Source organism: Microbacterium sp. Au-Mic1 (assembly GCF_021341785.1).
Classification (GTDB): Bacteria; Actinomycetota; Actinomycetes; order Actinomycetales; family Microbacteriaceae; genus Microbacterium.
The window spans coordinates 1-24,569 of record NZ_JAJTTF010000003.1; the positions used below are offsets into that span (position 1 = coordinate 1).

Consider the following 24,569-nt stretch of genomic DNA (forward strand, 5'->3'; position numbering starts at 1 on the left):
TCGCCGGGGGCGGGGCGATCGTCGTGCTCGGGGCAGGGGTGCTCGGTATGGAGTTCGCGCTGCTCGCCGCCGAGCACGGGGCGCGGGTCACCGTGGCGCACCACGGTGCGGCGCCGATGGCACGCAATCTGGACGAGACCGGCGGGCGCATGCTCGCGCGTGCCGCCCGCGCGGCGGGGCTGCGGATGGCGGCGCACGCGCGCGCCGAGACCGTCGAGCTCAGGGACACCCCGGCCGGGCCGGTGTTCGACGGCATCGTGTGCGCCGACGGCACCTACCTGCGCGGGGACCTGCTCGTGCTGTCCTGCGGCGTCGCGCCCCGGGTCGAGCTCGCGCTCGCCGCCGGCCTCGCGTGCGCGACCGGTGTGCTCGTCGACCCGGATCTGCGCAGCTGGACGGATCCGGACGTGTTCGCGATCGGCGACTGCGCGCAGATCGCGGATCCAGACGAGGCCGACGCCACGGGGCGCGTGCCGGGAGCGCCGAGCGGTCTGATCGGACCCGGATGGCGGCAGGCCGCCGCCGTCGCGAGCCGACTGCACGTCGAGTCGACCGGATTCGCGGCCGGCGCGCAGGCGACCGTCGCGCGGCATGAGCGCCCGACGGCGCTCATGCTCAAGGCGACCGGGATCGACGTGGTGTCGGGCGGGGCGTATGCGGCCGAGCCGTGGGACGCCGACGCCGAGGTCAGCGCGTGGGTGGACGCCGCGCGGGGCGCGTATCTGAAGACCGTCGTCCGCGACGGGGTGCTCGCCGGGTTCGTCTCGGTCGGCCTGCCCCAGGCCGGCGCCGAGCTCACCCTGCGCTACGAGCGAGGGGCGGGCCTCGTCGCGGATCCGGCGGCGCTGCTGCGGCTCGACGCGGCCGACGCCGGCTCGGCAGCGACCGCCGACGACCCGCTCGGGCCCGACGCCACCGTGTGCTGGTGCAACGGCGTGACGGCGGGCCGCATCGCCGACGCGGTGGCCGACGGGTGCGGCACCGTCGAGGAGGTCGGCCGCTGCACGCGCGCCGGCACCGGGTGCGGGGGCTGCAAGGGACGGATCGCCGCGCTGCTGGCGGCGGTGCCGGCGGGATAGGGGCGGCGCGCGATCCGGGATCGTTGAGCGAGCGCAGCCTCCCCGGGGTCGTTGAGCGAGCGCAGCCTCCCCGGGGTCGTTGAGCGAGCGCAGCGAGACGAAACGCGGTGATCCGCGAGCGTGCCCCGTTTCGTCTCGGTCGGCTCCGCCGTCCTCGCTCAACGACCCCGGAGGGGGTGCTCAGCGACAGGGGGGCGTTCAGACGTCGAGCCGGTAGCCGCGCTTCACGACCGTGGCGACGAGGCCGGGGGTCGCGAGGCTCTGCCGCAGCCGGCTGAGCGAGACCTCCATGGTGTGCTCGTCGCCGTCCACGGATCCGGAGAGCTCCCGGCGCGAGACCACAGCGCCGCGGGCGGCGACCAGCGCGCGGAACAGCGTCACGGAGGTGGGGGTGAGGCGCACCGGCGTGCCGTCGACGACGGCGACGCTGCCGCGTAGCTGCACCTCGCCGTGCCGGGTCTGCACGCGCTGCGTCGCCCGGTCTTCGAGGTGCTCGCACACGAGCCGGATGAGCGCGCCCATCCGGTAGCGATCCGGCTGCAGCACCGGGATGCCGACCGCCCGCAGCGGCGCGGAGGTCACCGGGCCCACGCTCGCGGCCACCACGTCCCGCCGCAGCGCGTCGACGACCTCGTCGTGGCGGCCGCGGGCCAGGGCGGCGATGAACAGTCCGTCCACCGCAGGGGCGCTCGTGAAGGTGACGCCGTCCAGCTGCCGGGCCGCGATCGCGTCGATGAGGCGGGTGATCCGCTCGTCGTCGTCCTCGGCGTTCGACCAGGTGTACGGGGCGACCGTGAGCACGTGCATGCCGGCCCGCGCGAGCCGCGCCAGTTGCGCGTGATCGGTCTGGCCGTGCAACTGCACCGCGACCGTGGTGCCCGCTCCGAACTCGGCGACGGCCCTGTCCACCAGAGACGCCGTCGTCTCCTCGTCGCTCATGCCCTCGTCGTCGAGTCCGGCCGCGCGCACTGCGCCCCGCGCCTTCGGGCCGCGCACCAGGATCGTCGCCGCGGACAGCGCGTCCTGCAGTGCCGCGCCGAGCCCCGCCGCATCGGCGACCTCGAACCAGCGCCGCATTCCGTAGCTGGTCGTCGCGAGGAGGAGATCGGGGTGCGCGGCGACGATGCCGCGGGTGTCGGCGATGACAGGACCGTCGTCGTCCGCATGCCGCATCCGCACTGTGGGAGCGTGCAGCACGGACGCTCCGCGGCGCTCGAACGCGTCGATGAGGTCGGCCGAGCGGCGATCGCTCGTCACGCCGATCCGGAAGCCGGCGAGCTGGTCCGGACCGAAGCCGGACACAGGATCGATGCGTTCGGACGGTGTCATGGAGCATCCCCCGCGAGTGCGACGGCATTCGTGAGCAGCGCGACGGCCTCCCGGTCCCCGTGGCCGGCGAGCCGGACGACGTCGCCCACGACAATCACCGCGGGGGAGCGCACCCCGGCGTCCTCCGCGGCTCCGCGGATGCCTGCGAGGTCGGAGACGGTGGTGCGCTGGTCGGCGGTGAATCCGCGTTCGACGATCGCGACGGCCGTGCCGGGATCCATGCCGTGGCGCAGCAGACCGGCACTGATCGACGGCAGATTCGAGACACCCATGAGCACGACGATGGTACCGCCGAGGTCGGCCAGGTGCTCCGCCTCGGACTCCGTGAGCGGTGCATGCCCGGAGACCACGGTGAACAGCCGCGCGACCCCGCGGTGCGTGACCGGGATGCCGGCGGACGCCGGCACCGAGATCGCGCTCGTCACCCCGGGGATGACCTTCACCGGCACGCCGGCCGCGCGGCAGGCGGCCGCCTCCTCGCCGCCCCGGCCGAACACGAACGGATCCCCGCCCTTGAAGCGCACGACCGCGGCGCCTGCGAGCGCGTGGTCGATCAGGATCCGCTCGATCTCCTCCTGCGGGATCGCATGATGGCCGGGGCGCTTGCCGACGTCGACCAGCTCCGCCTGGGGCGCGAGCTCTGTGAGCAGCGCGTACGGCGCGAGTCGGTCGAACAGCACGACATCGGCGTCCCGCAGCGCCCTGACCGCGCCGACAGTGAGGAGGTCGGGGTCGCCCGGACCGCCGCCGACGAGGGCGACCGACCCGACCGAGGCCGTCACGAGAGCCCCTCCGCGGGCATCGCGTCGGCGCGCAGCGGGATCGTCGCACCGGCGATCGGCACGACGCCGGCCGCACGCTCCGCCGCGGTCGCCGGGCGGAGCTGCCCGCGCTCGGCGACGCGCGCGATGGACGGATCCGCGAGGCCCGGCTCGTTCACGAAGGAGCGGAACCGGCGCAGCCGCTCCGGGTCGGCGAGCGTCGCCGCCCACTCGTCCGCGTAGGTGTCGACATGCTGCGCCACGGCCGTCTCGAGCTCGGCGGCCAGGCCGAGCGAGTCGTGCACGACGACGTCGCGGACATGGTCGAGGCCGCCGTCCAGATCCTCCATCCAGCGCGCGGTGCGCTGCAGCCGGTCGGCGGTGCGGATGTAGTACATGAGGTAGCGGTCGATGTAGCGCACCAGCGTCTCGTCGTCCAGATCCGATGCGAGCAGCTGCGCATGGGCGGGCTGGAAGCCGCCGTTGCCGCCGACGTAGAGGTTCCAGCCCAGATCGGTCGCGATCACGCCCACGTCCTTTCCGCGTGCCTCGGCGCATTCGCGGGCGCATCCGGAGACGCCGAACTTGAGCTTGTGCGGGCTGCGCAGGCCGCGATAGCGCAGTTCCAGCGCGATCGCCATCCCCACCGAGTCCTGCACGCCGTATCGGCACCAGGTGGATCCGACGCAGCTCTTCACGTTCCGCAGCGCCTTGCCGTAGGCCTGTCCCGATTCGAAGCCGGCGTCCACCAGTTCCCGCCAGATGTCAGGGAGTTGGTCCAGGCGCGCGCCGAACAGGTCGATCCGCTGCCCGCCGGTGATCTTCGTGTACAGGCCGAAGTCCTGGGCGACGCGGGCGATCACGCCGAGCTTCTCGGGGGTGATCTCGCCGCCGGGGATGCGCGGCACGACCGAGTACGTGCCGTCCTTCTGCATGTTGGCGAGGGCGCGGTCGTTCGTGTCCTGCAGCGGGCCGCGGCCGCCGTCGAGCAGGTACTGGCCGTGCTGGGTGGCGAGGATGGACCCGACCGCGGGCTTGCAGATGTCGCAGCCGCGCCCGCGACCGAGGCGGGTGATCGTCTCGTCCCAGTTCGTCAGCCCGAGCACACGGACGGACTCGAACAGCTCCTGCCGGGACAGGTCGAAATGCTCGCACAGCGCGTGCGAGACCGTGGCGCCGGCGGCGGTGAGCTCGGCCTCGAGGAGCTTCTTCACCAGCGGGACGCAGGATCCGCACTGGGTGCCCGCGCGAGTGCAGGTCTTCAGCTCGCCGAGGTCGTGGCAGCCGTCGCCGACCGCCGTGCGCACGGTGCCCGCGGTGACGTTGTTGCAGGAGCACACCAGTGCGTCGTCCGGCAGGGCGCCGCCGGCCGGCGGTTCGGCGCCGGCCGCGGAGAGATACGCCGCGGGCTCGGCGTCGAGGGTGCGCCCGAGCAGCGGTCGCAGCCCGAGGTAGGGCGTGGCGTCGCCGACGAAGACGCCGCCGAGCAGCGTGCGGGCATCGTCGCTCACGACGAGTTTCTGGTACAGCCCGCGTGCGGGATCCGCGTACACGATCTCGAGGGCGCCGGGATCGCGGGCGAACGCGTCGCCGAAGCTCGCCACGTCGACGCCCGACAGCTTGAGCTTGGTGGCGTCGTCGATCGTGGTGAACGCCGCGTCGCCGCCGAGCAGCCGGTCGGCGACCGTCTCGGCCATCGCGTTGGCCGGCGCGACCAGGCCGATGGTGCGGCCGTCGATCGCGGCGACCTCGCCGATCGCCCAGATCGACGCATCAGTGCTGCGGCAGGCCTCGTCCACGATCACCCCGCCGCGCGGTGCGGTCGCGATCCCCGCCGCCGTGGCGAGCTCGTCACGCGCCCGGATCCCGATCGCGAACACGACGATGTCGGCGGGCACCGTGCGGCCGTCGGTGCAGAGCACCTCGACGGGGCGCCCGTCGGCGTCGAGCAGGATCTTCTGCGGCCGGGTGCCGAGGTGCAGGTCGACCCCGCGGGCAGCGATCAACCGCCCGAGGGCCTGGCCGGCGCCCTCGTCGAGCTGGGCCGACATGAGCCATCCGCCGGAGTGGATGATCACGGCGTCGGCGCCGAGCGCGGCGACGCCTCCGGCCGCTTCCAGACCGAGCAGTCCGCCGCCGGCCACCGCGACGCGCGGCGCGCGGCCCAGTGCATCTCGGAGCTCCGCGACCTCGGCGACGAGCGCGTCCACGTCGTCGATCGTCCGGTACACCCGCGCGGCCGCTGCGCCGGGGATCTCGGGCACGGGCGCGGAGGATCCGGTCGCCAGCACGAGGTCGTCGTAGCCGAGCACGTCGCCGGTCGAGGTCGTCACCGTCCTCGCCGCGCGGTCGATCGCCTGCGCCCTCTCGCCGACGCGCAGCGAGACCGTCGCGTGCTCCCAGCACGACGCCGGATCCAGCGTGAGATCGACGGATCCGTCGGCGAGGCGCTTGCTCAGCTGCACGCGGTCGTACGGCAGGTACGGCTCCTCCGCGAGCACGGTGATGCGGTGCGCAGCGGCCGGATCATCGGCGAAGCGCGACAGCAGGGCCTCCACGAGCCGGTGGGCGGCGGGTCCGCCTCCGACGATGAGCGTGTTGCGGGACGTCATGCGTGCCCCCTCCGTTCGGTGGTTCCCGAGCGTAGGAGCGGGCGGTTTCCCGACCGTTTCGACAATGTATCCGGCGCGTGTCGGTGGTCGCACACGGTGCCGGGAGTCCTGTGAGAGGACTTTCACACGGCGGACACATGCGACGACCCCGGCCGAAACACGCGCCTCCTACCTTCGACCCATGACCACCATCACGCACCCCGGGCCCCGTGTCGTCTCCTCGCGCACCGCGCCGGCGCGCACCGCGTGGGAGCGCGTGTGCCACGTCGACGATCTCGAGCCGTCCTGGGGTGAGGCCGTGCTCATCCGGATGCGGCAGATCGCCGTGTTCCTGCTCTCGCCGCGCGAGGTCTACGCCGTCTCGCACGCCGATCCCGCGGCTGACGGCGCCCCGGTGATGGCGCGCGGAATCGTCGGATCCCGCGGTGATCGTCCCACGGTCGCGTCGCCCCTGCACAAGGAGGTCTACGACCTCGGCACAGGGGAGTGCTTTTCGGATCCGGCCCTGCTGCTGCGGACGTTCCGCACGCGCATCGTCGGCGGCTTCATCGAGATCGAGCTCGACGACTGAGCCTCAGTCCGCGCGGCCGAGCAGCATCGCCCGCTCGGCGGCGTTCGCGGTGAGGTTCGCCGCCCGCCGGAACTCCGCCCGCGCCGCGGCCGTGCGCCCGAGGCGCTCCAGGAGATCGCCGCGCACGGCGTGCAGCAGGTGGTAGTCGTCGATGGCGCCAGCGGCGACGACCGCGTCGACCAGCTCGAGTCCCGCGGCCGGGCCGTGCAGTTCGGCGACGGCCACGGCGCGGTTGAGCTCGACGATCGGTGAGGGGAACCGCGCGGCGAGCACGGCGTAGAGGCCCGCGATCCGGCGCCAGTCCGTGTCGGCCTGCGTCGCGGCCATCGCGTGCGCGGCGGCGATCGCGGCCTGCAGCGCGTAGCGGCCGGGCGCTCGCCCGCGATCCCGGGCGAGTGCGTGCGAGCGGGCGAGGGCCGCGTAGCCGCGACGGATCAGCAGCCGGTCCCACCGGGTGCGGTCCTGGTCGCGCAGCAGCACGAGGCGCCCCGCGACGTCGTGCCGGGAGCGCAGCCGGGACGCCTGCAGTTCGAGCAGCGCCGCGAGCCCGTGCGCCTCCGGCTCGGCGGGCATCAGCGCGGACAGGATCCGGGCGAGGCGCAGCGCCTCCGTGCAGAGGTCGATCCGCATCCAGTCGTCTCCGGCCGTCGCAGCGTAGCCCTCATTGAAGACGAGGTAGATCACCTCGAGCACGGCATCGAGCCGCTCGGCGAGCTCGGCGCCGGACGGCACCTCGTAGGGGATCCGCTCGTCGCGGATGGTCTTCTTCGCGCGTGAGATGCGGCGCACGATCGTCGGGGTCGCGGTCACGTAGGCCCGTGCGATCTCCTCGGTCGTGAGGCCGCTCACCATGCGCAGCGTCAGCGCGACCTGGGAGGTGCGCGAGAGCACCGGATGGCAGGCGGTGAAGAGCATCCGCAGCAGGTCGTCGGAGATCTCGCCGTCCACGACCGATGCCGGATCCGGTGCCGAAGAGGTGTCGGCGAGGAGCTCGCCCTCCAGCAACGGCAGCTTGCGGGCCAGGGTCGTGTCTCGGCGGATCCGGTCGATCGCCCGGCGCTTCGCCGCGACGGTCAGCCACGCGCCCGGGTTGTTCGGGACGCCGTCCCGGGGCCACTGCTCCAGAGCGGCCAGGTGCGCGTCCTGGGCCAGATCCTCGGCCAGCGTGATGTCGCCGACGAGCCGGGTCAGCACGGCGACCAGCTGCGGCCACTCGATCCGCCACGCCGCATCGACCGCGCGCTGCACCGCGCGGTCGATGAGCGGGTCAGTGGTCACCTATTCGCCGTCGAGCTCGCGCAGCTCGAGGGCCATCGTCCACTCCGGACCGTGGATGCGCAGGAACCGCGTGCCCCATTCGACGGCCTCGTCGCGCGTGCGGGTCTGCAGCAGGCAGTAACCGCCCACCATCTCCTTCGACTCGGTGAACGGTCCGTCGACGACGGTCACGTCGCCCGCGGCGAGCCGGAGCACGGCGCCCTCCTCGGGCGGGCGGAGCCCGGCCGTGTCCAGCAGTACGCCGGCCTTCGTCATCTCCTCGAGCAGGTGGCCCATCTCCTCCTCGAGCCGGGGGTCGGGACCCCAATCGGCGGGCAGATCCTCGATGTCGGGCCGGATCAGCAGCAGGTATCGCATGGTCCGATCCTCTCAGGCCACGCCGTAGCGCAGGTAGGTCGCCCCGGCTGCGAAGGAGCGCGACTCCTCCAGTGTGAGCGTGAGGTCGGTGCCGGCCGGGAACAGCGGCGTGCCGCCCCCGATGACGACGGGATGCAGCACGATCCGGAACTCGTCGATCAGGCCCAGATCGAGGAAGGAGTGCACGAGCTTCGGGCTCGCGTAGATCGCGATCGTTCCACCCTGCTGCTCCTTCAGCCGACCGAACTCCTCGCCGAGGTTCCCGCGGACGAGTCGCGTGTTGTTCCAGTCGGCCGACTCGAGCGTGGTCGACACCACGATCTTGTCGACGGCGTTGACCCACTCCGCGTGTTCGCGCTCGGTGGGAGTGCTCTCGGCGGTGGGCTGCGTGCTCCAGTACCCGGACATCCCGAGGTAGGTCTCGCGTCCGTAGACGGGGAGGTCGAAGTCCTCCTGGATGTGCTGTGCGTAGGCGGCGAGCTCCTCGTCGTACGCGCGATGGGTCCACTCGAACCCCATCCCCTTGCCGCTGGACACATACCCGTCGAGCGTCATGTGCTCGAAGGCCACGATCTTACGCATGTGCGTTTCCTTTCAGTGCGGGGCCGCTCTTCGGCCCCTTCACCTGTTCCGTCGAACGAGGTCGGCGGATCCGGACACGCGGATCCGGAAGATCTTCAGCGCGCGGGAGCCGAGCGGCGGAAGGTCCCCGAGCCCGCATGGCCGTCAGCCCTCGGCGAACGACCGCCGACCCCGCTCGATCCGGGCGGAGACTGCTGGTCATGGACGACGATGAAGCGCTCGACGCGTACTCGACCATCGTGGTGCGCGTCGCCGAGACGGTGCTGCCTGCGGTCGCGGCCGTGAACGTGCGCACGGCCGAAGGCGCGGGTGCCGGCAGCGCCACGGTGATCCGCGCCGGGCTGCTGCTCACGAGTGCGCATGTCGTCACGGGGGCACGCGAGGTGGGGCTCGCGTTCGGCGACGGCACCGCGGCCGACGCGGAGGTCGTCGGATCCGATGTGCTGAGTGACCTCGCCGTGCTGCGCGCCCGCGGGCGGACGCCGGATCCGGTGCCGTTGGGCGACGCCGCACGGCTGCGCGTGGGGCAGCTCGTCGTCGCCCTGGGCAACCCCCGAGGGCTCGCGGGCAGCGTCACCGCGGGCATCGTCTCGGCGCTCGGCCGTTCTCTGCCGACCGCCTCGGGCCGCGTGATCGACGAGGTGATCCAGACGGACGCGGCCTTGAACCCGGGCAACAGCGGGGGCGCACTGGCCGACAGTGCGGGCAGGCTCGTCGGCGTGAACACGGCCGTCGCGGGCGTCGGTCTCGGCCTCGCCGTCCCGATCAACGCCACCACGCTCGAGATCATCGACACCCTCTCCACTGCCGGCCGTGTGCGCCGGGCCTGGCTCGGCGTGGCAGGGTCCAAGGTTCCACTCACCCCCGAGGCCGCCGCGAAGGTCGGATCCGCGACCGGGATGCAGGTCATGTCGACGGTTCCGGGAAGCCCTGCCGCTCTCGCGGGTGCCCGCCCCGGAGACATCGTGCTGTCGATCGACGGCACGCCCGTGTTCGACCCGACGGGGCTGCAGCGTGTCATGGTCGAAGGTGCGATCGGGCGGCGGATGGAGATGACCGTGCTGCGGGGCGGCGCCCTGATCGACCTCGTCCTGGAGCCCGAGGAACTGCGGCTGGGCTGAGGGCGCATCACCCGAGAGTCCTGTCATCGCGCAGATGACGGCGACGCCCGCGGTGAAGGCCGTGGAGGTCGGGAGGCGAGAGGATGGTCCGGTGAGCTACGACGCGGACGAGACCGTCTTCGAGCATGCCGGACGGCGGATCCGGCTGGAGACGAACGCGCAGTTCGACACCCTGGTGGGGGCGTTCGAGGCCGCGGTCCCCGCGCTGCCGGAGGAGCAGGCGTTGGCCGAGGTGCGCGGCGGCGACTGGGTGGGATTCGTGCGGGGGCTGCAGTGGGAGGCGCCCAGCGGGTTCGTCCGGGTCTGGACCTCGCGTCCCGACGCGCTCATGGCGCACGCGGGCAGCGGCGCCCGCAGCGTGGTGTGGCTGATCGCACACCACGGGATCACCGCGCGGCTGTTCCGGCACGATCCTGGCACGATGCTCTACGCCCCGCTGCGCATCGAGGCGCACACGTCGAGCACGCCGGGGACGACGCTGAGCTTCGAGGCGCCGGGCGCCCGGCTCGCCGGCTTCGGCGTCAACAAGATCGCGCAGGCCGGCGCAGAGCTCGATCGCGCCCTCGGCGACCTCATCGAGGATCTCGGCCTGCCTCGGCCCGCGGCGCTGCGTCGCTGACCCGGTCCCCGTCCGGTGCGGCCGCGGCCGGCCGGCGCAGAGAGCGAGTCCGGCGAGCCCCGGATCGCCGTCAGCCCTTGTTGTCGGCGAGCAGCAGCACGCCGCCGAGCCCGATCATCATGCCCCCGCCGGTGCCGCGGACCGCGGCGAGCCGCCGGGGCGAGCGTGCGAACCACGACCGCGCCGCACCGGCGATCAACGCCCAGGTCCCATCGCAGACGAAGGCGATGACGGTGAAGATCAGCCCGAGGATCATCATCTGCAGGGGAACGGATCCGGCGTGGAAGTCGACGAACTGCGGCAGCGCGGCGACGAAGAAGACGATGGTCTTGGGGTTGGTGGCCCCGACGATGAAGCCCTGCCGCAGCACGACGAGCGTGGACATCCGCGGCGAACCCGTCTGGGACGCGCCCTCGAAACCGTCGCGCCGGTGACGGATGGCCTGGATTCCGAGATAGGCCAGGTAGAGCGCACCGAGCACCTTCACCACCGTGAACAAGGCCACGGATTGGGCGACGATCGATCCCACGCCGAACGCCACCGCGGTGATCGGGACCAGGCTTCCGAGCTCGTTGCCGAGCACGCTCCAGAGCCCGGCGCTGCGGCCCCAGGCGAGCGAGCGTCCGATGACGAACAGCACGCTGGGGCCCGGGATCGCGATGAGGACCAGGGAGGTGAGGGCGAAGGCGATGACGGCTTCCGTGTGCGGCACGTGAAGAACCTAGTCCCGGTGCCGCCCGGATGCCAGCGCGCGTTCGTCGGAACGGCCGGGCGCGCTCTGGCTACGATGGCGCCGTGGCGGACACGGCATCTCGGATCCAGACGCTCGGCATCATCGGTGCCGGCCGGATCGGCAGCGTGCTCGCGCGCCTCGCGGTGGCGGCCGGCTATCGCGTGCTGGTCGCGGGATCCTCGGATCCGGCCCGGATCGCACGCGCCGCCGCAGCGCTCGGGGCGAGTGTGGTCGACGTCGCGGAGCTCGCCCGCGATGCGGACGCCGTGCTGCTGACCCTGCCGCTCGGCCGGCACACGACGCTGCCCGCGGAGCTGCTGCGCGGAAAGCTCGTGATCGACGCCATGAACTACTGGTGGGGCGCCGACGGCCTCCGCGACGACCTCGACGATCCGCGCACGTCCACGAGCGAGATCGTGCAGCGGTTCCTGGCCGGATCCCGCGTCGTGAAGGGGCTCAACCACATGGGCTACCACGACGTCGAGGACGAGGCCCGACCCGCGGGCGCCCCGGGTCGTAAGGCGATCGCCATCGCCGGGGACGACTCCGCAGACGTGGCGCAGGTGGCACGGCTGGTCGACGACCTCGGTTTCGACCCCGTGGTGGCCGGCGATCTCGCGAGCGGCATCATGCTCGAACCCGGCGCGGAGGCGTTCGGCGCCGACGTCGACGCCGCCGAGCTGCGGGCGATGCTTGAGCGATTCTGGACCTCGCAGCGCGGCATCGTCGTGGCCAGGGCGCGCGCCGCGGATCAGGACGCCTGAACCGCGATCGCCTCTACGGGGCCTGGGCCGGACGCGAGGCGTCACCCCCAGGCGGCCGCGCGGGGCACCACGAGCACGGGCACTCCTGCGTTGCGGACGATCTTCGTGCCGTGCGAGCCGAGGAAGACCCGGGCGAGCGGATTGAGGGAACTGGACCCGACGACGAGCAGATCGCCGTCAGCCCACCCGACGTCGTCGATCGCCGCGGCCCAGGATCCGCCCACACCGATCGCGACGGGATCGACGGCCGGCGGAGGGCCGGTGATCCCGCCGAGGATCGTCGACGCGTGATCTCGGATCCGTGCCTCCCACTCGACGAGGACCGGATCCTCCGCGCGACCGCCCGCGCCGGCGAGGATCCCCATCTCGGCGTCGGGCCGCACGGCGAACGAGGCGATCCGCAGACTCACGCCACCGAGCGCGGCGACGGACGCCGCGCCGGGGATGAGGTCCTGTGCGGCGCCGGATCCGCCGTACGCGACGGTGAGGCGGTCGATCCTCGCATCCACGCGAGCCCGATAGCCCACCGGTGCGATCGCCACGGGCGCGGGGGAGGCGTGCAGCAGCGCCTCCGACACCGCGCCGAGCGCGATCCGTCCCGGCTCGCCGCGCACCGCGGATCCGAGCACGAGGGCGTCGGGTCGCTCCTGCTCCGCGAGCTCCAGCAGGCCGCGGCGGGCCGAGGAGGCCTCGTGCACGATGTAGCGCGCCGGCACCTGCCCGCCGAGCACGCTCGCGGCGTGGTCGAGGACGAGGTCGGCCGCGTCGCGGTTGTGCGCCTGCCACTCGTGATCGACGCTCGCGCGCGAGTGCGGCCACGCGGAGGCGACGACCGCGGCGACGACGAGGTCGGTCCCCAGGGAATTCGCCAGCTGCGCGGCGAGGGCGAGCATCGACGATGAGCGGCGCGCGGTGTCCAGCCCGACGAGGAGGGTCATCGCTCGCTCCGCTCCAGCGGGGCCTGCTGACGCACGGCGGAGGTGTACGGCACGTCGGCGGCGAGGGGACCGTTGCCCGGCTGCAGCGCGGAGCGGCGACGTCCGTAGAAGAAGTAGAACGCGAGGAACACCGCGACCCAGATCGCGAAGACGAGGATCGTGACCGGCCGCAGCTGGGTGATGATCCAGATGCATCCGAGGATCGAGAGGATCGGCGTGATCGGGTACAGCGGCACCGTGAAGCCGCGCTCGAGGTCCGGCTCGCGGCGACGCAGGATGATCAGGCCGACGGAGACGACCAGGAACGCGGCGAGCGTGCCGATGCTCGTCATCTCGGCGAGGAAGTTGATCGGGATCACGCCCGCGAGCACCGCGACGACGGCCGACACGATGATCGTGTTCTGGACGGGCGTGCGGGTGCGTTCGTTGACCTTCGCGAAGACCTTGGGCACCATGCCGTCCCGCGCCATCGCGAACAGGATCCGGGTCTGCCCGTACAGCGTGACGAGCGTGACGCTGAAGATCGAGATCACGGCGCCCGCCGCGAGCACGGTGCCGGGCCAGGGGCTGCCGACGACGTCGGCGAGGATGGCGGAGAGACCGGCCTCCTGGCCGTCGAACTTCGCCGGGGCCTGGGCGCCGACCGAGACGAGGGCCACACCGACATAGAGCACGACGACGACCACGAGCGCGAGCAGGATGGCCAGTGGCAGGTTGCGCTTGGGGTTCTTCGCCTCCTCGCCCGCGGTCGAGACCGCGTCGAGCCCGACGAACGAGAAGAAGATCACGCCGGCGCCCGCCGCGACGCCGCTGAGCCCGTACGGCGCGAAGTTCGCGAAGTGGTCGGAGTTCCACCCCGTCACGCCCACGGCGATGAAGAAGAGCAGCACGGCGATCTTGATGCACACCATCACCGCGTTGGTGACGACGGACTCCTTGGTGCCGCGCACGAGCAGCACCGCGCAGAGCGCGATCAGGATCACGGCGGGCAGGTTGACGACGCCGCCCTCCTCGGGCGAATTGCTGAGCGCGAGCGGGATGTGCCAGCCGAACAGGTTGCCGATGAGCTCGTTCACGTACTGCGACCAGCCCACGGCGACCGCCCCGGCGGAGACCGCGTACTCCAGCAGCAGGCAGGCGCCGACGACCATGGCGATGCCCTCGCCGAGGGTCGCGTACGCGTAGGAGTAGGTGGATCCGGAGACGGGAACCGCTCCCGCGAGTTCCGCGTAGCAGAGCGCGGTGAGTCCTGCGACGATGCCGGCGATCACGAACGACCACACCACGGCGGGGCCGGCCAGCGGCACGGCCTGGGACATGATGAAGAAGATCCCCGTGCCGATCGTGCAACTGATCCCGATCGCCATGAGCGAGAAGAGCCCGATCGAGCGGGTGAGGGGCGAATCGCCTGCCTCCCTGGCGATGGGTTTGCGCCGGAGGAGCTGCTGGGCGATCGATGTCATGCGGTGACCTGTTCTTTCGTCGGCGACGGCTTCGCTGCACGTCGCATGCCGGTTCTGAGGTGCGGATCGATCCTGCTGGATCGTGTGGTCTTCGGACGAACCGAGGGGATCGGCGCACTGTGCTCGATCACGACGCGCACGCCGTCGACGAGCGCGTCCGCGGCGCCCCGGACGTAGCCGCCGGGCATCGCCGCGATCCCGCGCAGGAACGCGATCGTCTCGGCGGTGAGGATCTCGCCGGGCAGGACGTTGGGGATCCCGGGCGGATAGGCGGCCAGCGCGTCGGCCGAGACCCGGCCGACGGCTTCTGCGGCTGCGACGATCTCGGTGTGCGCGAAGGCGGCGTCCCGCGGGCGCATCACGGCGGGGCCGGTCCTGGGCAGCGCGATCGATCCGGCCTCCCCTCGAGCGGCGAGGTCGCCGACCGGCTGCAGCGCCTCGAGCGCCGCCACGAACCGCGCCGGGTCGGGCGTCGTGCCGGGGCCCACGAACGCGACGATGCAGGATCCGGTCGAGATCTCCGTCATGATCCCCGCGGTGCGCAGCAGCTCCTCCCGCACGGCGTGGCCGCCCAGCCCCGCCGCGCCGACATCGATCGAGACGCGGAGCGGGTCGTGGCCCACGATGTCGGGGAAGGCATCGAAGCCGTCGCTCACGATCGGGAAGCGTCCCGTCGCGCGCACGGCATCGCGCAGCTCGGTGGCCGCGGCGAGTGACGCGGCGATGCGGTCGTGGCCGTCCTCCAGCGTCGCCCTGGCGAGGTCGAGCGAGGCGAGCAGCAGCGAGCTGGCGCTCGTGGACTGCGTGAACATGAAGGCGCGGTCGATCAGCGGCTCGAGCTCGGCCGCATAGGGGCCGTCCGCGAGATGGAGCATGGCCGACTGGGTGAGGCTGCCGCCCATCTTGTGGGTCGATGAGACGACGAGGTCGGCGCCGAGCGTGATCGGGTTCGCGGGAAGGTCGGGGTGGAAGCCGAAGTGCGCGGCCCACGCGGCGTCCACGACCAGCGGCACGCCGGCCTCGTGGCAGACCTCCGCGATGGCCTTGACGTCGGCGACCGCGCCGAAGTAGCTCGGGCTGATGATGTAGGCAGCCTTCGCATCCGCGCCCTCGAGCGCCTCGCGCATCGCGGCGGGCGTCACGCCATGGTTGATCCCGTGGTGCTCGTCGATCGTCGGCTGCACGAAGCGGGGATCGAGGCCGCCGAGGATGATGCCGTCGAAGAAGCTGGAGTGCGCGCTGCGCTGTGCGACCACGACCTCGTCCGGGGTGCGGAACGCGGCCAGGGCCAGCGCCGTCATGCGGTTCGCCTCGGAGGCGCCGTTGGTGAGGAACCAGGTGCGACGGGCGCCCCAGGCGCGCGCGGCCAGAGCGCGGGCCTGGACGAGCGGGTTCTCGGATCCCTTGTCGATGCCGCCCAGCAGCGGCTCCACGTCGTAGCGCAGCACGTCCTCGCCGAAGAACTCCGCCATCAGGGGAGCGGCGGCGGGGTCGGCGCTGTGCCCGGGGACGTTGAGGCGCTGCAGGTCGCGTGCGGCGAAACGGCGGATGGCGTCGGCGTAGGGCGTGGTTGTCGTCACGGATCGATTCTGGCGAAGCCCGATACGATGAGGAATGCATACCTTTCTTCATTCATCAATACCCACTATGGAGCGCGGATGCTCGATCTGAGGCAGCTCAAGGCGCTGGAGGCCGTGGCCGAGCAGGGATCCGTGCTGCGCGCGGCCGATGCCCTGCAGTGGAGCCAGCCCACGGTCACCCACCACCTCCGGGGTCTCGAGCGCGTGCTCGGCGCCGCGGTGGTGACGAGCGGATCCGGCGGCACGCGGCTGACACCGGTGGGAGAGGCGATGCTGCTGCACGCCACCGCGATCCTGGATCGGTCGGAACGCGCCGTCGACGAGCTCAGGGCATTGGTCGAGTCCGGACGGCGGCGCATCGCGATCGGCGTATTCCCCTCCGCCGGGGCGAGGCTGCTCCCGCAGGTGGTGCGCGCGCTGCAGGCGGCCGGGTTCGATCCGGACGTGATCGAGGCCGAGCTCGACCCGCTCATGGCGGCGGTCGTCGGGCTCCGCCTCGATGCCGCGATCGTCTACGACGCCCCCGGCCGGCCCACCATCCTGCCGCCGGGCTTCCGGATGATCCCGGTGCGTCAGGAGCACCTCGCCGTCATCGTCCCGCCGGCGCACCCCCTCGCCGGACGCACCGGCGTTCCGCTCGCGGACCTCGACGATGAGGCCTGGATCGCCGGGGCGACCGAGGCGGACCCTGTCGATGCCGCTCTCTTCCGGGCCGCCGATCAGGCGGGCTTCACCCCGCGGATCGCCATGCGCAGCGACGACTACGCCGTGGTGGCGGCCTACGTCGCCGCCGGGTTCGGCGCCGCCCTCGTCCCCGAGCTGGCGCTGCCCGCGCATCTCGATGCCGTGGCCACGGTCGAGATCGCCGACGCCGTGTTCGAGCGGCGCATCTTCCTCGTCACCGCGCCGACGGTGGGCGCGGCGGCACGGACCGCTCTGGAGCGGGCCCTGCGCACGACGACGGACGGCTGAGGAGGCCGATCCGAGGTCGGGGTGCCCTTCCCTCCGAGGCGACGCCGTCCGCCGGCGCGGGCGTTCGGACGCGATTGGCGGAATCCGCGCGCAGAATGATGTCGAGAACCGCGTATCGACTCCGACCACATACCGAGGCGGACATCGGGTCGCCCGGCCAACAGAAGGAGAACGACCATGAAGTACATGATCCTCATGCAGGTGCGTCAGGACGTGCTGGATGCGCTCACCGCTGAGCAGATGCAGGCGATCGGCGAAGGACACCAGGCGTTCATGGATTCCATCACCGCTTCGGGAGAGATGCTCGGCACCGTGGCGCTCGCCGACCCCAGCCAGTCGAAAGTGGTGCGCGGCGCGGGCGGCGCCCCCGAGGTGGTCGACGGCCCGTTCGCCGAGACCAAGGAGTTCATGGGCGGGTACTACCTGATCGAGGTCGAGTCCGAGGAGCGTGCGCTCGAGCTCGCCCGGCAGATCCCGGATGCGGCGATCGACGGGCTCGCGTTGGAGGTCCGCCCCGTGATGTTCTCGGCCGGGTCCGACGTGTGACTGATCGTCGCTACGAGGACCTGTGGCGCAGCAGCGCGCCGCAGGTCCTCGCCGCGCTGCTGCGCCGCTACGGCGCCGCACAGCTGGATCTCTGCGAGGACGCGGTGCAGGAGGCGCTTCTCGCGGCGCACCAGCAGTGGCCTGCCGAGGGCGCCCCGGCGGACGCGAAGGGCTGGCTGCTGACCGTCGCGCGTCGCCGGATGATCGATCGGATCCGCAGCGAGCACCAGCGCCGGGAGCGCGAGAACGCGTACGCCGATGCCTGGCGCCCCCTCGCCGAAGCCGAGGCTGCGCACGCGGATGACAGCGTCGAGGTGCTCCGGCTGTGCTGCCACCCCGCCCTGACGATGCCGGCGCAGGTGGCGCTGACGCTGCGCGCGGTCGCCGGCCTGTCGACCGCTCAGATCGCCCGTGCGCACCTGCTGCCCGAGGCGACGATAGCCCAGCGGATCAGCCGGGCCAAAGCGAGGATCAGGGTCGCCGGGGCCGTCTTCCCGGAGCCGTCCGACCCCGAGGACCGTCTGGATCCGGTGCTCGCCGTCCTCTACGTCATGTTCACCGAGGGGCACACCGCGACCGAGGGAGCGGACGCCAACGACATCCGGCTCAGCGACGAGGCGATCCGCCTGGCACGGATGCTGCACCGCGAACGTCCGGAGGACGTCGAGGTCGCGGGGCTGCTCGCGCTGATGCTGCTCACCGACGCCCGCCGCGCCGCGCGCATCGGCACGCGCGGCGAGCTGATCCCGCTCGACGAGCAGGACCGCACGCGATGGGATCGGGACGGGATCGAGGAGGGCACCGGGATCCTCGACGCGGCGCTCGCCGCAGGCCGTCACGGCCCGTACTCGATCCAGGCCGCGATCGCGGCACTGCATGACGATGCTCCGAGCACCGCGACCACGGACTGGCCGCAGATCCTGGCCCTGTACCGCCTGCTCGAGCGGGAGACCGGCAACCCCGTCGCGACGATCAACCGCGCCGTGGCGCAGGCGATGGTGCACGGGCCCGAGTCCGGGCTGGCCGTGATCGACAGCATTGCGGACGCGAGGGTGCGCGGCGACCGCAAGCGCATCGCCTCAGTGCGCGCGCATCTGCTGGAGCGCGCGGGGCGCACCCAGGAGGCGATCGGCGAATACCTGGAAGCGGCCCGGGCGACCCTCTCCGTCCCGGAGCGCGACTATCTGCGAGCCCGCGCCGCACGGCTGCGGGGCTGAGCCCCGGCCGAGGGGGCGGCCGGTCTGCCGCCGCCTCTGGCGGTCAGCCCCGGCGAGTGGGACACTGAGCCATCGCGAGCGAGTGATCCCGCGCGTTCGCGGGCCCGTCGCGGACGGAAGGGTCACCATCATGGCTGTGGTCGGAGACGTCGGTCGCTCTTCTCGTGCGACGCCCCACGGCGTGCTCGCCCGGTACCCGCTCACCTCCTACTTCGTGATCGCGTACCTGTTCGCGTGGCTCGTCGAGCTCCCGGTCGTTCTCTCCGCGCAGGGGGCGCTGCCGGCGCTGCCCAAACTCGCGATCGGGATCCTCATCCCCGTCGCAACCCTCGGTCCGGCCGTCGCGGCGTTCGTCGTGACCGCGGTGACGGAGGGCAGGGAAGGCGTCGTCCGGCTGCTGCATCGTTGCGTCCATTGGCGAGTGGGGATCGGGTGGTACCTGTTCCTGCTCGTCGGCGTGCCGGTCATCATCCTGCTCGGAACGATCGTGGTGCCCACCGCTCTGGCATCGTTCCAGCCGATCATCGGCCCCCTGCTCGCCGCGTACCCGCTCGCGTTCGTGATGACCTTCCTCCTCGGCGGTCCGCTGGGGGAGGAGCCGGGGTGGCGCGGGTTCGCGCTGCCGCGGCTGCAGGAGCGCCACGGCCCTCTGATGGGCAGTGTGATCCTGGGTGCGCTGTGGGCGCTGTGGCACTTCCCGCTGTTCTGGAGCGGGGTGTGGACGCCGCCGACGCCCGCGAACATGGTGATGTTCGTGGTGATGATCATCGCGCTGACGATCATGATGACCTGGGTCTTCAACCACGCGGGGGGCAGCGTGCTGATCACGATGCTGATGCACGCTTCCTTCAACACCTTCGCGAACAAGGTGGGCGCACCGCTCTTCCCCGCGCCGATCTTCAACGACTACGGACTCCTGCCGGTGCTGATCGGCTTCACCGGCACGGCTCTCGTGCTGATCCTCGTGACCCGAGGCCGGCTCGGCCTCCCGAAGGGTGCTCGATCGCCCGGTCTCGGCCCGACGACGGCGACCTGAGTCGCGTCTCGGCGACTGCAGCGGTCAGCCGAGCTGCGGATCCACCATGGTCATGCCCGCCACCGTCGCCCGGTCGAACCCTGGCAGCAGCGCGGCGGCCTCCTCGAGACCGATGGTGCGCTCGATGAGGCGCTGCGGTGTGAGGCGCCCCGCGGCGATCAGCGCCATCATCGCGGGGTAGTCGGCAGCCGCCATGCCATGGCTGCCGAGCACGTCGAGCTCCCAGCCGATCACGCGATCCATCGGCACGCGCGGGTGCCCGTCGATCGGCGGGAGGAGGCCGATCTGCACGTGCCTGCCGCGCCGCCGCAGCCCCAGGATCGCGTCGGAGAGGGTCTGCACGCTTCCGACCGCGTCGATGGAGATGTGGCTCCCGCCATTCGTCAGCGCGGCCACGGAAGCGGGGAAGTCGGTCCCGTCCGCGAGCAGCGTGTGCTCGGCGCCGACCGCGCGCGCCACCGCGAGGGCTTCGGGGTTGCGGTCGACCGCGATCACCCGGGCGCCGTGAGCCCGCGCGATCATCACGGCGCTGAGCCCGACGCCGCCGGCGCCGATCACCGTGATCCACTCGTCCTCGCGCACCCGAGCGCGCCCGACGAGCGCGCGGAAGGCCGTGGCGAAGCGACAGCCGAGGCTGGCGGCCGTGGCGAAGTCCACGTCGTCGGGGAGGGCGACCAGGTTAACGTCGGCCGCGTGCAGGGCGACGACCTCGGCGAAGGAACCCCAGTGCGTGAAGCCCGGCTGCTGCTGGTCGGGGCAGACCTGCGCATCGCCGGAGAGGCACCACTCGCAGCGCCCGCAACCGCACACGAACGGCACGGTCACACGGTCGCCCGCGTGCCAGCGGGTGACCTGCGGCCCGACCTCGGTGATGATCCCGGCGAGCTCGTGCCCCGGCACATGCGGGAACGCGATGTCGTCGTGCCCGGCCCACGCGTGCCAATCGCTGCGGCACATCCCCGTGGCCATCACCTGCACGAGAACGCCGTCGGCGGGCAGATCCGGCACGGGGACCACGCGTACTTCGGGCTGGGAACGGACCGCATCGAACACCACTGCGCGCATGGGCTCATCCTTCCAGGCTCCCGCGGGTCTTCGTTACAGGGTGTTCACGCCGGGGGCATGCGACGAAACGGACTCGAAACACAGCGCGCGTCGAGGCGAAACGCACGAGTGACAGTCTGACCTCACCCGACGCTGCAGGAGCGTTCTCACTGAGAGAGGAGCGGACCCATGGATCAAGGGAACACCGCCTTCGTATTGATCTGCGCAGCCCTCGTGCTGCTGATGACCCCCGGTCTCGCGTTCTTCTACGGAGGCCTCGTCAAGGCCAAGAGCGTGATCAGCATGATGATGATGAGCTTCGGCGCCATCGGGCTCATCGGCGTGCTGTGGGTCGTCTTCGGCTATGCGATCGCTTTCCCCAGCGGCAAGGGCCTGATCGCCCCGTGGACGATCGACTGGTCGGCGATCGGCCTGAACAGCCTGCTCGAGGTGCCGAAGGATGCCGCCTACCCGCCGCTCGCGTTCGTCGCGTTCCAGGCGACGTTCGCGATCATCACGGTCGCCCTCGTCTCCGGCGCGATCGCGGACCGCGCTCGGTTCGGATCCTGGATGATCTTCGCGGGCATCTGGGCGACTGTCGTCTACTTCCCGGTCGCGAGCTGGGTCTTCAACTTCGGACTGAACAAGGACGGCAGCTACGCCTACGGCGGCTGGGTCACCAAGGGCCTGCAGGACATGCTCGGCGTGGGCGCGATCGACTTCGCCGGCGGCACGGCGGTGCACATCAACGCCGGAGCCGCGGGCCTCGCACTCGCCCTGGTGCTCGGCAAGCGGCTCGGCTTCCAGAAGGGTGCGGACGTGCCCCACAACCCGCCGTTCGTGCTCCTCGGCGCCGGTCTGCTGTGGTTCGGCTGGTTCGGGTTCAACGCCGGCTCCGAGCTCGGCGCCGACGGCACGGCCTCGATCGCATTCGTGAACACCCTCGCCGCCCCCGCCGCCGCTCTGCTGAGCTGGCTGGTGATGGAGAAGATCCGCAACGGCAAGCCGACCTCGGTCGGTGCCGCATCAGGTGCGGTCGCGGGCCTCGTCGCGATCACCCCGGCCTGCGCCGCCCTCACCCCGATCTGGGCCGTCGTGCTCGGTCTGCTCGCCGGCGCGGTCTGCCAGCTCGCGATCGACCTGAAGTTCAAGCTCGGCTTCGACGACTCCCTCGACGTGGTCGGCATCCACCTCATCGGCGGCATCATCGGAACGCTGTACCTCGGCATCTTCGCCAACAGCACGGGCCTGATCTACAGCGGCAGCTTCGCGCAGCTCGCGGCCCAGGCACTCGCCGCGGGCGCCGTGCTGGTGTACTCCTTCGTGCTCGCTCTCGCGATCGGCTTCGTGGTCCAGAAGACCCTGGGCTTCCGGGTCAAGGACGAGGACGAGATCGCAGGCCTCGACACCGTGGTCCACGGCGAAGAGGGCTATGTCCTCATCGGCGCACGGGTCTGAGCCGATGAACCCCGCCTCCCTCGCGGCGAGCTCCGCCACGGTCGGTCTCCTGCAGCTGCGGAGTCTGCCGAGGCGCGGGCTCGCCGCGGGAGGCGGGCACGTGCGCGAGATCTGCGGACTGCGAGGTCCGAACGGCGAGCTGCACTGGATCCTGCAGCTCGTGGAACTGCGGGGCCCCGTGGGCATCCTGCACCTGGCGGACGAGGCGGCGCACGTGCTCGCGGGGATCGGCGGCCCGCAGGTCGACGTCGGCCCCGGTGCGCAGATCGGGCTTCGCAAGGAGCGGGTGCTGCGGCACACCGGTCCGCTCCTGGAGCTGCGCCGGCCCCGGCTGCGTGCCGCGGAGCTGAGCCGGATCCTGGTGCTGTCCACGGTGACGTCCCGAGCGAGGCCCGCGCTGGTCTTCGCCGACCTGCACGGCGCGTCCGATCTGCCTGAGGACGTGCGCGCGGTCGTCGTGCGCTCGGGGCGGGTGAGCACGGGCGGCAGCACGGCATCGGCGATGGAGGCGCTGGTGCTGCGGTCCGCGATGACGGGTGACAGCGTGGTCGCCCGCGGACCCGGGATCGTCGCCGATGACGCCCGGGTCCTCATGGTCGTCGGCTGAGATCGCGCCGGTCCGGCGGTGTCAGCCGCCCAGCGCGGTGATGACCGCGAGGTGGTCGCTGGCACCGGCCGAGGTCGTCCGCCCCGAGGCGGAGGGGAAGCCGCGCTGGAAGACGTGGTCGATCCGGACCGCGGGGAATGACGCGGGCCAGGTGAACGACGGGCCGATCCCGCCGAACCTCACCTCGCCGAGGGCGTCGGCGATCGAGGCGAGAGCCGGATCCGTCGACACCGCGTTGAAGTCGCCGAGGGCGATCACCCGCGTGCTCCGATCGCCGCGGATCCGCTCGCCCAGTGCGGACAGCATGCCGTCCCGAGCGCTCTGCGCGCCCGGACGCAGCGATGCGGCGTGCACGACGTAGACGCTGACGGGGCCGCCGGGGGCGTCGATCTCGACACGCAGGGCGCGCTTCCAGCCCAGCCCGAGGTCGAGGGCCTCCTCGTCGAGGATCGGGTAGCGGCTCCAGATCCCGACGGTGCCGACGCGGTACGCGTGCGGGTACGACTCGGCGAGCTCGTCCGCGATCGCCGACCCCGAGTCGCCGTCGAGCTCGGTGAACGCCAGGATCTGCGCACCCTGGCCGGCCAGGGTGCGCGCGGACGCCGCTCCGGTGCCGGATCCCGCTTCCACGTTCTGCGTCGCGACCAGCAGTCCCGAGGTCTCCGCGGACGGGTCGCCCTGCCACGGCACTGGGAGGAACCCCCACAGGGCTACGGTCCACGCCACGACGGGCACCGCGGCGATCCACGCCGTCCGCGGCCGGATCAGCAGCGCGGCGATCACGAGCGGGACGAGGAGCAGCCCCAGCCAGGGCAGGGCGACGGCGATCGCGGTCCCGAGGGGGCCGGGGACGGAACCGAGCAGCACGGTCGCCGTCAACGCCATCGCGCTCAGCAGCAGCGCGACGATGGCACCACGGCGGGGCGCGGCGCGTCTCGTCCTGACCGGTTCCCTCGTCGCCTGACTCACGGGTCCATCCTTCCGGCCCCGATCTGGGGAACCGCTGACGATCCGCCGCCAGCGCGGGCCGGCATGCGACGGAACCGCAGGTCGTGCTCGGGTTCCCTGTCGGTACCCACCGGCACAATGGATCAGAGCCGATCGCCCGAGGGGAGCGACATGGATCCGTTCTGGGACCCGCGCAGCCGCCGTCGCCGGCAGCAGCCGGTCGTCGCCGTGCACCCCGCTGATGGCGCGCCCGCCGCGGATCGCACCTGGCCTGCGAGCATTCCCGCGGTCGCCCAGGTGCTGCGGGAGGGCATCGATCTGGATCCGGGGGTGACGTTCCTGGTCGGCGAGAACGGCAGCGGAAAATCGACGCTGGTCGAGGGCATCGCGGTCGCCTACGGGCTCTCGCCGGAGGGCGGATCCCGGCAGGCGCGGCACAGCACCCGCCCGACCGAGTCCCCGCTGTCGGAATGGCTCCGCATCCAGCGGGGTGTGGGCGCGAACCGGTGGGGCTTCTTCCTGCGCGCCGAGACGATGCACTCCTTCTACACCTACCTCGAGGAGAATCCGTCAACCGGACCCGAACCGCTCTTCCACGAGATGAGCCACGGCGAGTCCTTCCTGGCCGTGCTGGAGACGCGTTTCGACGATCCCGGTTTCTACTGCCTCGATGAGCCCGAGGCGGCGCTCTCGTTCTCCTCGACCCTGAGCCTCATAGCCGTGCTGCGCCGGATCGCCGACGAGGGCGGGCAGGTGCTCTGCGCGACGCATTCCCCGGTGCTCGCCGCGCTGCCCGGCGCGACCATTCTCGAGGTCGGGGAGTGGGGGCTCCGGCCCGCGGTGTGGGAGGACCTGGAGCTCGTGCGGCACTGGCGGTCGTTCCTCGACGACCCCGCGCGCTACACCCGGCACTTGCTGGACTGAGGATCCGACGGCGTCGCGCTGCGCGGGGTC

At 72.0% G+C, this 24,569-nt stretch carries 24 protein-coding genes; 12 read left to right on the forward strand and 12 right to left on the reverse strand.

Features of this window, described 5'->3' with window-relative positions; genetic code table 11:
* Window positions 1-1,079: FAD-dependent oxidoreductase (locus LXM50_RS04565; RefSeq protein WP_233310094.1), on the forward strand; the 1,079-nt coding region annotated here is incomplete at its 5' end.
* Window positions 1,080-1,277: 198 nt separating this feature from the next.
* On the opposite strand, the gene LXM50_RS04570 is transcribed toward LXM50_RS04565, so the two are convergent.
* Genes LXM50_RS04570 through nirB form a run of 3 tightly spaced genes read right to left on the reverse strand, consistent with a single transcriptional unit; the run spans window position 1,278 to window position 5,781 of the window.
* On the reverse strand, window positions 1,278-2,408 hold the full coding sequence (locus LXM50_RS04570) for a uroporphyrinogen-III synthase (protein ID WP_233310095.1): 1,131 nt from the start codon (window positions 2,406-2,408) through the stop codon (window positions 1,278-1,280).
* Entirely contained in the window at window positions 2,405-3,190 is a 786-nt protein-coding gene (gene cobA, locus LXM50_RS04575; protein WP_233310096.1) for a uroporphyrinogen-III C-methyltransferase, read from the reverse strand. The genes LXM50_RS04570 and cobA overlap by 4 nt, the downstream gene beginning before the upstream one ends.
* Window positions 3,187-5,781 (reverse strand): nitrite reductase large subunit NirB, encoded by a 2,595-nt coding sequence (gene nirB, locus LXM50_RS04580; RefSeq protein WP_233310097.1) that lies wholly within the window; start codon window positions 5,779-5,781, stop codon window positions 3,187-3,189. The genes cobA and nirB overlap by 4 nt, the downstream gene beginning before the upstream one ends.
* A gap of 181 nt (window positions 5,782-5,962) precedes the next feature.
* On the opposite strand from nirB, the gene nirD reads away from it, so the two are divergent.
* Window positions 5,963-6,352 carry a nitrite reductase small subunit NirD gene (gene nirD / locus LXM50_RS04585; RefSeq protein WP_233310098.1) on the forward strand — a complete coding sequence of 130 codons (390 nt, stop codon included), beginning with the start codon at window positions 5,963-5,965 and terminating at the stop codon, window positions 6,350-6,352.
* Between the two features lie 3 nt (window positions 6,353-6,355).
* On the opposite strand, the gene LXM50_RS04590 is transcribed toward nirD, so the two are convergent.
* The 3 genes from LXM50_RS04590 to LXM50_RS04600 are packed head-to-tail and all read right to left on the reverse strand — an operon-like array spanning window position 6,356 to window position 8,569.
* On the reverse strand, window positions 6,356-7,630 hold the full coding sequence (locus LXM50_RS04590; protein WP_233310099.1) for an RNA polymerase sigma factor: 1,275 nt from the start codon (window positions 7,628-7,630) through the stop codon (window positions 6,356-6,358).
* Window positions 7,631-7,987, reverse strand: a complete 357-nt coding sequence (locus LXM50_RS04595) for a YciI family protein (RefSeq protein ID WP_233310100.1) — start codon at window positions 7,985-7,987, stop codon at window positions 7,631-7,633.
* Window positions 7,988-7,999: 12 nt separating this feature from the next.
* The gene (locus LXM50_RS04600) at window positions 8,000-8,569 is read right to left on the reverse strand and encodes a dihydrofolate reductase family protein (protein WP_233310101.1); all 570 of its coding nucleotides are present in this window, start codon (window positions 8,567-8,569) and stop codon (window positions 8,000-8,002) included.
* Window positions 8,570-8,769: 200 nt separating this feature from the next.
* Between LXM50_RS04600 and LXM50_RS04605 the strand changes: the two genes are divergently transcribed.
* On the forward strand, window positions 8,770-9,690 hold the full coding sequence (locus tag LXM50_RS04605; RefSeq protein ID WP_233310102.1) for a S1C family serine protease: 921 nt from the start codon (window positions 8,770-8,772) through the stop codon (window positions 9,688-9,690).
* Window positions 9,691-9,781: 91 nt separating this feature from the next.
* Window positions 9,782-10,309 carry a hypothetical protein gene (locus tag LXM50_RS04610; RefSeq protein WP_233310103.1) on the forward strand — a complete coding sequence of 176 codons (528 nt, stop codon included), beginning with the start codon at window positions 9,782-9,784 and terminating at the stop codon, window positions 10,307-10,309.
* A 70-nt stretch (window positions 10,310-10,379) separates the two neighbouring features.
* Here the strand turns inward: LXM50_RS04610 and LXM50_RS04615 are convergent, their stop codons facing one another.
* Window positions 10,380-11,021 carry a LysE family translocator gene (locus tag LXM50_RS04615; RefSeq protein ID WP_233310104.1) on the reverse strand — a complete coding sequence of 214 codons (642 nt, stop codon included), beginning with the start codon at window positions 11,019-11,021 and terminating at the stop codon, window positions 10,380-10,382.
* A gap of 83 nt (window positions 11,022-11,104) precedes the next feature.
* On the opposite strand from LXM50_RS04615, the gene LXM50_RS04620 reads away from it, so the two are divergent.
* On the forward strand, window positions 11,105-11,806 hold the full coding sequence (locus LXM50_RS04620; RefSeq protein WP_233310105.1) for an NADPH-dependent F420 reductase: 702 nt from the start codon (window positions 11,105-11,107) through the stop codon (window positions 11,804-11,806).
* Window positions 11,807-11,847: 41 nt separating this feature from the next.
* On the opposite strand, the gene LXM50_RS04625 is transcribed toward LXM50_RS04620, so the two are convergent.
* From LXM50_RS04625 to LXM50_RS18675, 3 genes are read right to left on the reverse strand one after another with little or no spacing between them, the layout of a single operon-like run.
* Window positions 11,848-12,744 (reverse strand): universal stress protein, encoded by an 897-nt coding sequence (locus LXM50_RS04625; RefSeq protein ID WP_233310106.1) that lies wholly within the window; start codon window positions 12,742-12,744, stop codon window positions 11,848-11,850.
* Window positions 12,741-14,207, reverse strand: coding sequence for an amino acid permease (locus LXM50_RS04630; protein ID WP_233310107.1), 1,467 nt, complete (start codon window positions 14,205-14,207; stop codon window positions 12,741-12,743). The genes LXM50_RS04625 and LXM50_RS04630 overlap by 4 nt, the downstream gene beginning before the upstream one ends.
* Window positions 14,204-15,787, reverse strand: coding sequence for an aminotransferase class V-fold PLP-dependent enzyme (locus LXM50_RS18675; RefSeq protein WP_233310108.1), 1,584 nt, complete (start codon window positions 15,785-15,787; stop codon window positions 14,204-14,206). Before LXM50_RS18675 ends, LXM50_RS04630 begins: the two co-directional genes overlap by 4 nt.
* A gap of 78 nt (window positions 15,788-15,865) precedes the next feature.
* On the opposite strand from LXM50_RS18675, the gene LXM50_RS04640 reads away from it, so the two are divergent.
* The 4 genes from LXM50_RS04640 to LXM50_RS04655 all read left to right on the forward strand — a co-directional run bounded on the left by LXM50_RS04640 (window position 15,866) and on the right by LXM50_RS04655 (window position 19,558).
* Complete coding sequence (locus tag LXM50_RS04640) at window positions 15,866-16,759, forward strand: LysR family transcriptional regulator (protein WP_233310109.1); 894 nt, start codon at window positions 15,866-15,868, stop codon at window positions 16,757-16,759.
* 177 nt (window positions 16,760-16,936) lie between these two features.
* Complete coding sequence (locus LXM50_RS04645; RefSeq protein WP_233310110.1) at window positions 16,937-17,305, forward strand: YciI family protein; 369 nt, start codon at window positions 16,937-16,939, stop codon at window positions 17,303-17,305.
* Window positions 17,302-18,522, forward strand: a complete 1,221-nt coding sequence (locus LXM50_RS04650; protein WP_233310111.1) for an RNA polymerase sigma factor — start codon at window positions 17,302-17,304, stop codon at window positions 18,520-18,522. Before LXM50_RS04645 ends, LXM50_RS04650 begins: the two co-directional genes overlap by 4 nt.
* 130 nt (window positions 18,523-18,652) lie before the next feature.
* Window positions 18,653-19,558 (forward strand): type II CAAX endopeptidase family protein, encoded by a 906-nt coding sequence (locus LXM50_RS04655; RefSeq protein WP_233310112.1) that lies wholly within the window; start codon window positions 18,653-18,655, stop codon window positions 19,556-19,558.
* A gap of 24 nt (window positions 19,559-19,582) precedes the next feature.
* Here the strand turns inward: LXM50_RS04655 and LXM50_RS04660 are convergent, their stop codons facing one another.
* Window positions 19,583-20,623 (reverse strand): zinc-dependent alcohol dehydrogenase family protein, encoded by a 1,041-nt coding sequence (locus tag LXM50_RS04660; protein WP_233310113.1) that lies wholly within the window; start codon window positions 20,621-20,623, stop codon window positions 19,583-19,585.
* A gap of 168 nt (window positions 20,624-20,791) precedes the next feature.
* On the opposite strand from LXM50_RS04660, the gene LXM50_RS04665 reads away from it, so the two are divergent.
* Window positions 20,792-22,060 (forward strand): ammonium transporter, encoded by a 1,269-nt coding sequence (locus tag LXM50_RS04665; RefSeq protein WP_233310114.1) that lies wholly within the window; start codon window positions 20,792-20,794, stop codon window positions 22,058-22,060.
* Window positions 22,061-22,064: 4 nt separating this feature from the next.
* Entirely contained in the window at window positions 22,065-22,667 is a 603-nt protein-coding gene (locus LXM50_RS04670; RefSeq protein ID WP_233310115.1) for a hypothetical protein, read from the forward strand.
* A 21-nt stretch (window positions 22,668-22,688) separates the two neighbouring features.
* Here the strand turns inward: LXM50_RS04670 and LXM50_RS04675 are convergent, their stop codons facing one another.
* Window positions 22,689-23,636 carry an endonuclease/exonuclease/phosphatase family protein gene (locus LXM50_RS04675; protein WP_233310116.1) on the reverse strand — a complete coding sequence of 316 codons (948 nt, stop codon included), beginning with the start codon at window positions 23,634-23,636 and terminating at the stop codon, window positions 22,689-22,691.
* 150 nt (window positions 23,637-23,786) lie between these two features.
* On the opposite strand from LXM50_RS04675, the gene LXM50_RS04680 reads away from it, so the two are divergent.
* Complete coding sequence (locus tag LXM50_RS04680; protein WP_233310117.1) at window positions 23,787-24,539, forward strand: AAA family ATPase; 753 nt, start codon at window positions 23,787-23,789, stop codon at window positions 24,537-24,539.
* Window positions 24,540-24,569 lie beyond the last annotated feature (30 nt).

Excerpts from the sequence above, each read along its gene's own strand:
- LXM50_RS04570 (WP_233310095.1), bottom strand. The coding sequence starts at position 2,408 with ATGACACCGTCCGAACGCATCGATCCTGTGTCCGGCTTCGGTCCGGAC.
- nirB (WP_233310097.1), bottom strand. The coding sequence starts at position 5,781 with ATGACGTCCCGCAACACGCTCATCGTCGGAGGCGGACCCGCCGCCCAC.
- nirD (WP_233310098.1), top strand. The coding sequence starts at position 5,963 with ATGACCACCATCACGCACCCCGGGCCCCGTGTCGTCTCCTCGCGCACC.
- LXM50_RS04595 (WP_233310100.1), bottom strand. The coding sequence starts at position 7,987 with ATGCGATACCTGCTGCTGATCCGGCCCGACATCGAGGATCTGCCCGCC.
- LXM50_RS04600 (WP_233310101.1), bottom strand. The coding sequence starts at position 8,569 with ATGCGTAAGATCGTGGCCTTCGAGCACATGACGCTCGACGGGTATGTG.
- LXM50_RS04605 (WP_233310102.1), top strand. The coding sequence starts at position 8,770 with ATGGACGACGATGAAGCGCTCGACGCGTACTCGACCATCGTGGTGCGC.
- LXM50_RS04625 (WP_233310106.1), bottom strand. The coding sequence starts at position 12,744 with ATGACCCTCCTCGTCGGGCTGGACACCGCGCGCCGCTCATCGTCGATG.
- LXM50_RS04630 (WP_233310107.1), bottom strand. The coding sequence starts at position 14,207 with ATGACATCGATCGCCCAGCAGCTCCTCCGGCGCAAACCCATCGCCAGG.
- LXM50_RS04640 (WP_233310109.1), top strand. The coding sequence starts at position 15,866 with ATGCTCGATCTGAGGCAGCTCAAGGCGCTGGAGGCCGTGGCCGAGCAG.
- LXM50_RS04645 (WP_233310110.1), top strand. The coding sequence starts at position 16,937 with ATGAAGTACATGATCCTCATGCAGGTGCGTCAGGACGTGCTGGATGCG.
- LXM50_RS04655 (WP_233310112.1), top strand. The coding sequence starts at position 18,653 with ATGGCTGTGGTCGGAGACGTCGGTCGCTCTTCTCGTGCGACGCCCCAC.
- LXM50_RS04660 (WP_233310113.1), bottom strand. The coding sequence starts at position 20,623 with ATGCGCGCAGTGGTGTTCGATGCGGTCCGTTCCCAGCCCGAAGTACGC.
- LXM50_RS04665 (WP_233310114.1), top strand. The coding sequence starts at position 20,792 with ATGGATCAAGGGAACACCGCCTTCGTATTGATCTGCGCAGCCCTCGTG.
- LXM50_RS04670 (WP_233310115.1), top strand. The coding sequence starts at position 22,065 with ATGAACCCCGCCTCCCTCGCGGCGAGCTCCGCCACGGTCGGTCTCCTG.
- LXM50_RS04680 (WP_233310117.1), top strand. The coding sequence starts at position 23,787 with ATGGATCCGTTCTGGGACCCGCGCAGCCGCCGTCGCCGGCAGCAGCCG.